Raw genomic sequence first — 8,824 nt, 5'->3', positions numbered from 1 at the left:
GGGCGAGGGGGCCATGGGGCATCGGGCCTTGTGGGATGCGCCGCGAGGGCGCGCGCACGCGACACTCCTGCCGCATCCTCCTTTCGAACCTGTTGCGTTGCGGGCCCGCCCGGAAACACTGCACAGGATTGCCCGCCGGGGCCGGGCTTCGCAGAAATGTCGGGAAAGACTCCGTTCGGCCGAAGTCGACGTCGCGTGTCACAACGGCATGGACTTCGTGCCGCGAGCCCCGACGACGTCTTGGGGGCATCCGGTCCCGATGCGTCAGGTCGGGCGCGCCGGGGCGCGATCCCGGGTCTCCAGGCCGCGCAGAACCTTGTCGAGGGTGAGGGGGTAGTCGCGAATCCGCACGCCGGTGGCGTTGTAGACGGCGTTGGCGAGCGCCGCCCCGGCGCCGCAGATGCCGAGTTCGCCCAAGCCCTTGCTTTTGAGCGGATTGGCCTTGTCGTCGAGTTCGGGCAGGAACACCGCGTCGATGGCCGGAATGTCGGCATGCGTCGGCACGTGGTACTCGGCGAGATCGTGATTGACGAAGTGGCCCGTGCGCGGGTCGACGACCACTTCCTCCATCAGGGCCGCGCCGACGCCGAACACCATGCCGCCGATGGCCTGCGAGCGCGCCGTCTTCGCGTTGAGGATGCGCCCGCCGGTGAACACCCCGAGCATGCGCCGCAGGCGGACCTCGCCCGTATCGGCATCGACGCCGACTTCGGCGAAGTGCGCGCCGTAGGAGTATTGCGAGAACGCCTCCTTCATGGTGCCGGGCTTGATCTCGCCCGTCGCCTCGATGTCCCCGCGGCGCCCGGCGATGTCGGCGAGGCTCTCCGAGCGGTTTCCGGAGACGACGCGTCCCTGCTCGAAGCGCGCCTCCTCCGGCCCGAGACCGGCCGCCGCCACGATCTTCGCCCGCAGGGACTCGCAGGCGACGTAGAGGGCCGAGCCGGCGCTGCCCGCGCCGAACGAGCCGCCGGAGCCGGCGGCCTTCGGGAAGCGGGTGTCGCCGAGCTCGACCCGGACCCGCTCCACGGGAAGGCCGAGCATCTCGCCGGCGATCTGCGCCAGGATCGTGTAGGTGCCGGTGCCGATGTCGGTCATCGCCATGCGGACGGTGACGGTGCCGTCGCCCTCGAGACGGATGGCGGCGGAGGACGCCATCAGCGGGTTGAGGCGGGCGGCGGCCGAGACGCCCATGCCGACGAGCCATTGCCCGTCCCGCGTCGTGCCGGCGGCGCGGCGCCTGTCCCAGCCGAAGCGGGCCGCGCCCTCGCGCAGGCACGGCACGAGCTGGCGGGTGGAGAACGGCACGCCCTTCTCGGGGTCCTGTGTCGGCTCGTTGCGGATGCGCAGCTCGACGGGATCGATCTTCAGCTCCTCGGCGAGTTCGTCCACGGCGCATTCGAGGGCCAGCATGCCCACCGCCTCGCCGGGCGCGCGCATGGACGAGGACACCGGCAGGTTGAGGGTGGCGAGGCGATGCTTCGTCATCCGGTTCGGCGCGGCGTAGAGGGAGCGCGTCGCGTTGGCCGAGGTCTCGTAGAACCCATCGCCCGGCGTGGTGTCGGACCAGGATTCGTGGCCGATGGCGACGAGTTTGCCGTCCGGTCCGGCGCCGAGGCGCAGGCGCTGGATCGTGTCCGAGCGCCGGGTGGTGACGTGGAACTCCTGCTGGCGGGTCAGCGCCACCTTCACCGGCCGGCCCACAGCCTTGGAGCCGAGGGCCGCGAAGATCGCGTCGGCCTGGGGCTGGAGCTTGCCGCCGAAGCCGCCGCCGATGTAGCGGCTGACGAGGCGCACGTTCTCCGGCGGCAGGCCGAACACCGAGGCGAGGGACACCTGTCCGCGGTTCAGCATCTGGTTCGCCGTGAACAGGGTGACGTGGTCGCCCTCCCAGGAGGCGATGGTGGCGTGCGGCTCCATCATCGCGTGGGTCTGGACCGGGGTGGTGTACTCGACATCCACCTGCACGGCGGCCTTGGCGAAGGCGCCCTCGAAATCGCCCAGCGCCGAATCCGGCGGGCTCTGCATCTGTTTGGGCACCTGCGCGCCCGCCATGCCGGCGCGCAGGTCGTAGGCGCCGGTCTCCTTCGCGTACTCGGCCTTGATGGTGGCGGCGGCGGCGCGGGCCTGCTCGAAGGTCTCGGCCACCACGAAGGCGATGGGCTGGCCGTGATGCCGGATTTCGGTTCCCGTCAGGACGGGTGACACCTGCTCCTTCTTCTCGCCCTGGGGCGGCACGTTCTCGTGGGTCATCACGTGGAGCACGCCCGGCATGGCGCGGGCCGCAGCGACGTCGAGGCTGCGGAGGCGGCCCTTGGCGATCCCGGCCTCGACGAGGGCGCCGTAGGCGGGGTTCCTGAGTTCGCGGGTCTCGTAGGCGTAGGGCGCCGCGCCCGTCACCTTGAGACGGCCCTCGATCCGGTCGATGGGCTTGCCCAGCAGGCCGTCGGGCTTGTCGTCGAGGGGGGTGCGGCCGATCGGCTGGTTCATGTCCATCGGACGGTTCCTGATTCTTTCGGGATTTGGCGTCGCGGCGGGCTCGGACGGCGTCAGGCCCCGAGGGCTTCGGCGACGACGGCGCGCAGGGTCCGGCGGGTCAGGGGGATCTTGAAGTCGTTGGTGCCCTGGCCCTTCGCCCCCGCCAGCACCGCGTCGGCGGCGGCGTCGGCATCGCCGTTCGAGGCGACGAGGGCCGCCTCGGCCGCCGGCACCCGCCACGGCTTGTGGGCGAGGCCGCCGAAGGCGAGGCGGGCCGCGCGGACCTTGCCGTCCGGTCCCTTGTCGATCACCGCCGCCACGGAGATGATCGCGAAGGCGTAGGAGGCCCGGTCGCGGACCTTGCGGTAGAGGTGCGCGCCGGGAACCGGCTTGCCCAGGGTCACGGCGGTGACGAGTTCGCCGGGCTTCAGGGCGGTCTCGATCTGCGGCGTGTCGCCGGGCAGGCGGTGGAACTCGGCAAGCGGGATCGTGCGCTCCGCGCCCTTGGCGTCCACGGTCTCGACGGCGGCGTCGAGGGCCCGCAGGGCCACGGCCATGTCGGACGGATTGGTGGCGATGCAGGCGTCGCTCGCCCCCAGCACCGCGTGGATGCGGGTGAACCCGCCGATGGCGGCGCAGCCGGACCCCGGCGCCCGTTTGTTGCAGGCCTGGGTGGTGTCGTAGAAATACGGGCAGCGAGTGCGCTGCAGCAGGTTGCCGGCGGTGGTCGCCTTGTTGCGGAGCTGGCCCGAGGCCCCGGCCAAGAGGGCCCGCGACAGCACCGCGTAATCCTTGCGGATGCGCGGATGGGCGGCGAGATCCGAGTTCCGCACCAGGGCGCCGACGCGCAGGCCGCCGTCGCCGGTCTCGGTGACCTCGGCGAGGCCGAGGCGGTTCACGTCGACGAGGTGGGCCGGCGTCTCGACCTGGAGCTTCATCAGGTCGAGGAGGTTGGTGCCGCCGGCGATGAAGCGGGTGTTCGGCTGCGCCGCCGCCATCTCGGCCGCTTCCGCGACGGTTTTCGGCCGGGCATACGTGAAGGCTTTCATCGGCGTGGTGCCCGTTCTGGTGTGGCCCCGTGGAGGACCCGGCCGCGCGCCCGAGGGGCCGGGCCGGGACGGTGTTTCCCGTGAAACATGGTTAACTCAGCCCTGGCGCCCGGCGGCGTCGCCGATGGCAGCGACGATGTTCGGGTAGGCGCTGCACCGGCACAGGTTGCCGCTCATGCGCTCGCGGATCTCGACCTCGGTGAGCTTCGGCGCGGCGAGGAGATCGGCGCTGGCATGGCTCGGCCAGCCCGCCTCGACCTCGGCGAGCATGCCCTTGGCCGAGCAGATCTGGCCCGGCGTGCAGTAGCCGCACTGGTAGCCGTCATGTTCGAGGAAGGCGGCCTGGAGCGGGTGCAGCGCCTCGCCCTTCGCCAGGCCCTCGATGGTCTCGATGTGGTCGCCCTCGTGCATGGCGGCGAGGGTCAGGCAGGCATTGATGCGCCGGCCATCGACCAGCACCGTGCAGGCGCCGCACTGGCCGTGGTCGCAGCCCTTCTTGGTGCCGTTGAGGTCGAGGTGCTCGCGCAGGGCGTCGAGGAGGGTGGTGCGGGTGTCGAGGACGAGGTCGCGGTCCTGCCCGTTGATGGTGAGGCGCACCGGCATGGTCTGCGGCGCCGGATCGCCGGGGGCGGGTGCCGGCGCGGCGAAGGCCGGCCGGCCGAAACCCGCCACCCCGAAGGCGGCCACGGCGGCGCAGCCCTCCATGACCTTGCGCCGGCTGGGGCCCGAAAGTCTGGCGGTCTCGGTCTTCTCGGTCATGCACGCATCCCCGGCGTTCATTCCCACCGGCCGGACAGCCGTGGCGCGGACCCCGGTTTTCACCGGCGGGTGCGCTGTTTGGAATGACTACGAATTCGGGGGGTGAACGCGCGCCCGGCGCGTTGCGATCCGTTCGGGGAGGTGCGCCGGGATGGCGCAACCGGCCGCACGGACCGGTGCGACCGTCACGTCCTCGCGATCGGAACCGGCCGGTCCCTTCGCCCGCGCCGCGAAGCGGCGCGGGGTACGGGCGTCAGAACGACAGCTTCATCCCGGCCATGACGGTGCGCGGGGCGCCGGCATAGACGGAGCCGGTGACGCCGGCCAGGGCCGCCGGTCCCGTGGGCAGGCCGGTGGTGGCGCTGAGGCCGTTGGCGAGGTTCTGGGCCGAGGCCACGTAGGTCCGATCGAGGAGGTTGCGCCCCTCGACGTAGAGGTTGAGGCGCATGGCGTAGCCGCCGGGCAGGTCGGTGACGTAATGGAGGTTGGCGTTGACGAGGGCGTAGCCGGGCGCCTTCAGGGTGTTGGCGTTGTCGATGAAGAAGCCGTCCTGCGCCACCACCTCGACGAAGCCGCCGACCCCCGCGAGGGGCCCGCCGACCTGCTCGTAGCCGAGGCGGGCCAGGAGCTGGTGGGCCGGTACGCCGGGGATGAGCCGGCCGGCCCGGTCGAACCGGGCGGTGACGCTCCCGGCGCTGAGCTGCTCGACGTAGTTCGTGTAGATCTGATCGTCGAACGTGTAGGCGAGGGTGCCGCGCCAGCCGGGGCTGAACGCCCAGTCGGCGGCGAGTTCGACGCCGCGATGCTCCGAGGCCGGGGCGTTGAAGGTGTAGGCCAGGAGCCCGGCGCCGGGGCTCTGCGACACGAGTTCGTTGCGGAAGAACTCGTAGAAGCCCGTGAGGCTGACGCGCAGGCCCTCCCACGGGGTCCAGTCGGTGCCGAGGTCGAAGCCGAGATTCTCCTGGGTCTGGAGCCCGGTGTTGTTGCCCGGCACGCCGGCCGGGGTCACGAACAGGTTGCCGGCCGCCGGGGTGGTGTAGCCCGTGGCGGCGCGGCCCCGGAACGCCCATTCGGTGCTCGGCCGATAGACCAGGGCGAGTTCGGGGGCGACGTTGAGGAAGCTGCGGTCGGCCAAAGCCGGCGTCGTCGTGCGGCCGGCGGCGGAGTAGGCGTAGGCGCGGTTCTGCCCGGTGATCCAGGTGTTCTCGGCGCTGATCCCGACGACGCCGGTCCAGGCCGGGGACAGGGCGATCTCCGTGCGCGCCCGCCCGCCGAGGTTCGATTGCTGCGCCACCTGGTCGCCGATGAGGGCGCCCAGGGTTGGTCCCGCCAGGGGCTGCAGGTTGAAGGTGGTGGCGTGGGCGTCGAGGGCGTTGAAGGAGAGCGCCGCGTAGCTCACCGCCGGCAGCCCGAACAGCTCCGAGCGGTGGGTGATGTCGCTCATCACGTTGTAGGACGGGATGCTGCCCCGGCCGGAGCTGGTGAAGAACGGCTGGTTGTAGTTGCGCTCGTCGAAGCCCACCTGCGTGCGCCACGTGGTCTCGGCATCGACATCGTGCTCCCAGCGGGCCGCCACGATGGTGCGCCGGTCCTTGCGCTCCAGGCCGACTTCGGCCGCCGTCACCGGCACGGTGGCGCCGAAGGCGCCGTTGCGGAAGAAGCTGAAGGTGGTGCAGCCGGGCGCCGCCGTCGCCGCCGAGGCGCAGCCGCGCTGATACGGGTTGATCCGGTACTGGTTGAGGGACGACCGTGCCGGGATGTCGGCGTGGAGATCATTGTTGATCACCTTCAGGGTGAAGCGGTTGTCCGGCGTCGGGGTGTAGCTCGCCAGCAGGTTGATGGTCTGGGTGTCGTAGGACGAATGCTCCTGGTAGCCGTTGGCGCGGACGTCGCTGGCGAACAGGCTGATCTCCACCGGGCCGCTGGCGCCGCCGACGGTGAAGTAGTTGCTCAAGTAGCCGAAGCTGCCGGCGTCGGTGCCGATCTCGTAGCCCAAGACCTTCCCGTCCGAGATCTCCCGGCCCGTGCGGGTGCGGAAGGCGATGGCGCCGCCCGTGGCGTAGTTGCCGAACAGGGCCGATTGCGGCCCCCGGAACACGTCGATGCGGGAATAGGCGCGCGGATCGACGAGGTCGAAGCGCGAGGCGCCGTCGGGCTGGGTCAGGACGAAGCCGTCCTCCAGCACCACCATGTTCTTGGTCACCCCGGTGGAGCGGGCGTTGCTGCCGCGCACGGAGATGACGACGTCCCGCGCCCCGTTGCCCTGGCGCACGGTGACGCCGGGGCTCTCCAGCAGGACGGAGCCGATGCTCGTCGCCGGCCGGTCGGCGATGGCGCCGTCGCGGCCGATGGCGGTGACGATCTGGCCGACGGGGTTCTCGATGACGCTCGGGGCCGAGCCCGGCCGGGAGGCGACGCCGAAGCCGCCGCGTCCGGCCGGGAGACCGGTGCCGTCGCCGACGACGGAGACCTCGTCGAGGGTGACGCTGGGCGCGTCCTGCGCCCGTGCACCGAGGCAGGTGACGGGGAGGGCGAGCAAGGGGCCGAGCAAGGGGCCGAGCAAGGGGCCGAGGCGCCGCCTCGTGGGCAAGACGGGCAGCCTCGTGGGAGAGAACAGCAACATGGGAAACGCGTCCGATCGGTCGAAGGGGAGGGGCGACGGGATCAGGACGGAATGGGCGGCGCGCGGGGCTGGCCGGTGGGCCGGGGCCGGCGCAGGGAGGGTGTCGGCGGCGGGGTCGCCCAGGCCACGGCGTGCCAGTGGGCGGCGCGCGCCACCTGCGGGCCGGCCGGGACCAGGGGGGCTGTCGCGATGCCGGCGCAGAACGGGCAGGACGCGCAAGGTCCCGGCATCCCATCCTCGGACGCCACGGCGGCCGGCGCGCCAGGGCCGCAGATGATCGCGTGGGCCAAGGCATCGGTGATGGGGTCGGGGGCGGGCAGGCGCAGGGCCGCGCCCGGCGCCAGGGCCTGGAGCCACAGGGCCAGGATCACCAGGACGATGCCGAGACGGGTCCGGATCGGGGCGGGAGACACGGGCGACGCGCCCGGTGGGATCGGTCTTCAGGCCGCGATCCGCCCGGCCAGGGCCCGGCCGCCGCAATCCAGCAGGATCATCGCCAGGATCGCCGCGCCGGTCAGGGGGAACAGGGCGCCGAGGCCCAGGACGAGGAGCGTGACGCCGGCGACGATTCCGGGAGCGCGCGGCCAGGGCGGGATGCCGAGACTCCCCGAGGGGCGGCGCTTCCACCACATCACCCCGGCGGTGACGCTGAGCAGGAGGCAGGCGAGGCACACCGCCAGCATGACGAGCTGGTTGAGCCGGCCGAAAATCTCGCCCTTGTGCAGGCCGATGCCCCACTGGATCGCCCGGCCGACGAGGCCGATCTCGGCGAAATGCACGTCGACGAGGGCCTGGCCGGTGTACTGGTCCAGGGAGATCATGCGCTGGCGGGTGACGTCGCGCGGGTAGGCGGCGGCGGCGTAAACCCCGGTCCCGCCCACGGGCAGGGCGAGTTCGTAGCCCGCCGGCATGCCGCGCTCCGTCAGGATCGCCGCCGTCCGGTCGAGGCCGATGGGCTGGCCGGGCGCGGGCCGCGACAGGGGCACGGGCGCGTCCTCCAGGGCCCAGCCGGCGGTGGTGAGCGCCGCGCCCATGGGAATCCGGGAGACCGGAACCTGCGCCCACAGGGCGCTCGGCTGGCCGAGGCCGGCGGCGTTGGACACGGCCCGCAGCTGCTGGCCCCAGACGATGGACCAGGGCAGGCCCGTAAGCGCCAGGAACAGCAGGCCGCCCCCGGCGACGAGGCCCGTGACCGCGTGAAGATCGCGCCACCACACCCGCCGGCCGGGCGTGCCCCGGACCGTGACGACCCCGCCGGACCGTCCGCGCGGCCACCACAGGTAGGTGCCGGTGATCACGAGCACAACGAGGAAGCCCGCCACCACCTCGACGAGGCCGTTCGCGATCCGTCCGAAATAGCTCAGGCTGTGCAGGCGCCGGATCACCGCCATCACCTCGGCATCCGCCGCGACGCGGCCGAGGACGTCGCCCGTGCGGGGGTCGAGGGTGACCAGGGTCTTGGCGCCGTCCTTCGCCAGGGTGACCACGGCCGGGGCCGTCGGGCCGGCGGGGTCGAGGTAGGTGAGGGGGGTGGCATCCGGCACCGCCTGGCTCGCCACGTAGACGAGGCGGTCCGGCCCGAGGGGCGCCCGGTCCGAGGCGGGCACGACGAAGCGCCGGGTGAACAGGGCGGCGTTGATCTCGTCCTTGAACAGGTAGAGCGCCCCCGTGGTCGAGAGCAGGATCAGGAACGGCAGGCAGATCAGCCCGGCATAGAAGTGCCAGCGCCACACGGCGCGGTAGACCGCCTCGCGGGAGAGGCGGACGGGCGCGGCCAAGGATGCGGCGTCGCCGGAGAGGGAGGGGGGCATGGTCGTCCTGAGGGCACGAGCGCTCGGGGCCGCGCCACGGGGCACGGCCGATCCGTCGAACCCGTCCGGTCTGGCGGACGGGTGGGGATCGGGGCGCCGGCCGCACC

The 8,824-nt window shown here is 72.4% G+C and carries 6 protein-coding genes; all 6 read right to left on the bottom strand.

Annotated features, from left to right (window positions below; translation table 11 throughout):
* Positions 1–264: 264 nt before the first annotated feature.
* A complete protein-coding gene (locus FV218_RS21025; RefSeq protein WP_147711416.1) occupies positions 265–2,493 on the bottom strand; it encodes a xanthine dehydrogenase family protein molybdopterin-binding subunit in 2,229 nt (742 codons plus the stop codon).
* Between the two features lie 53 nt (positions 2,494–2,546).
* Positions 2,547–3,524, bottom strand: coding sequence for a xanthine dehydrogenase family protein subunit M (locus FV218_RS21020; protein ID WP_147711415.1), 978 nt, complete (start codon positions 3,522–3,524; stop codon positions 2,547–2,549).
* 96 nt (positions 3,525–3,620) lie between these two features.
* Entirely contained in the window at positions 3,621–4,283 is a 663-nt protein-coding gene (locus FV218_RS21015) for a 2Fe-2S iron-sulfur cluster-binding protein (RefSeq protein ID WP_147711414.1), read from the bottom strand.
* A 253-nt stretch (positions 4,284–4,536) separates the two neighbouring features.
* Positions 4,537–6,822 carry a TonB-dependent receptor gene (locus FV218_RS21010; protein ID WP_246685220.1) on the bottom strand — a complete coding sequence of 762 codons (2,286 nt, stop codon included), beginning with the start codon at positions 6,820–6,822 and terminating at the stop codon, positions 4,537–4,539.
* Between the two features lie 125 nt (positions 6,823–6,947).
* Positions 6,948–7,319, bottom strand: a complete 372-nt coding sequence (locus FV218_RS21005) for a DUF2946 family protein (RefSeq protein ID WP_147711412.1) — start codon at positions 7,317–7,319, stop codon at positions 6,948–6,950.
* A gap of 27 nt (positions 7,320–7,346) precedes the next feature.
* On the bottom strand, positions 7,347–8,717 hold the full coding sequence (locus tag FV218_RS21000; protein ID WP_147711411.1) for a PepSY domain-containing protein: 1,371 nt from the start codon (positions 8,715–8,717) through the stop codon (positions 7,347–7,349).
* Positions 8,718–8,824 lie beyond the last annotated feature (107 nt).

Source organism: Methylobacterium sp. WL69 (genome assembly GCF_008039485.1).
GTDB lineage: Bacteria > Pseudomonadota > Alphaproteobacteria > Rhizobiales > Beijerinckiaceae > Methylobacterium.
Note: the sequence above shows the minus strand (reverse complement) of the source record. Positions and strands in the feature narration are given on the sequence as shown.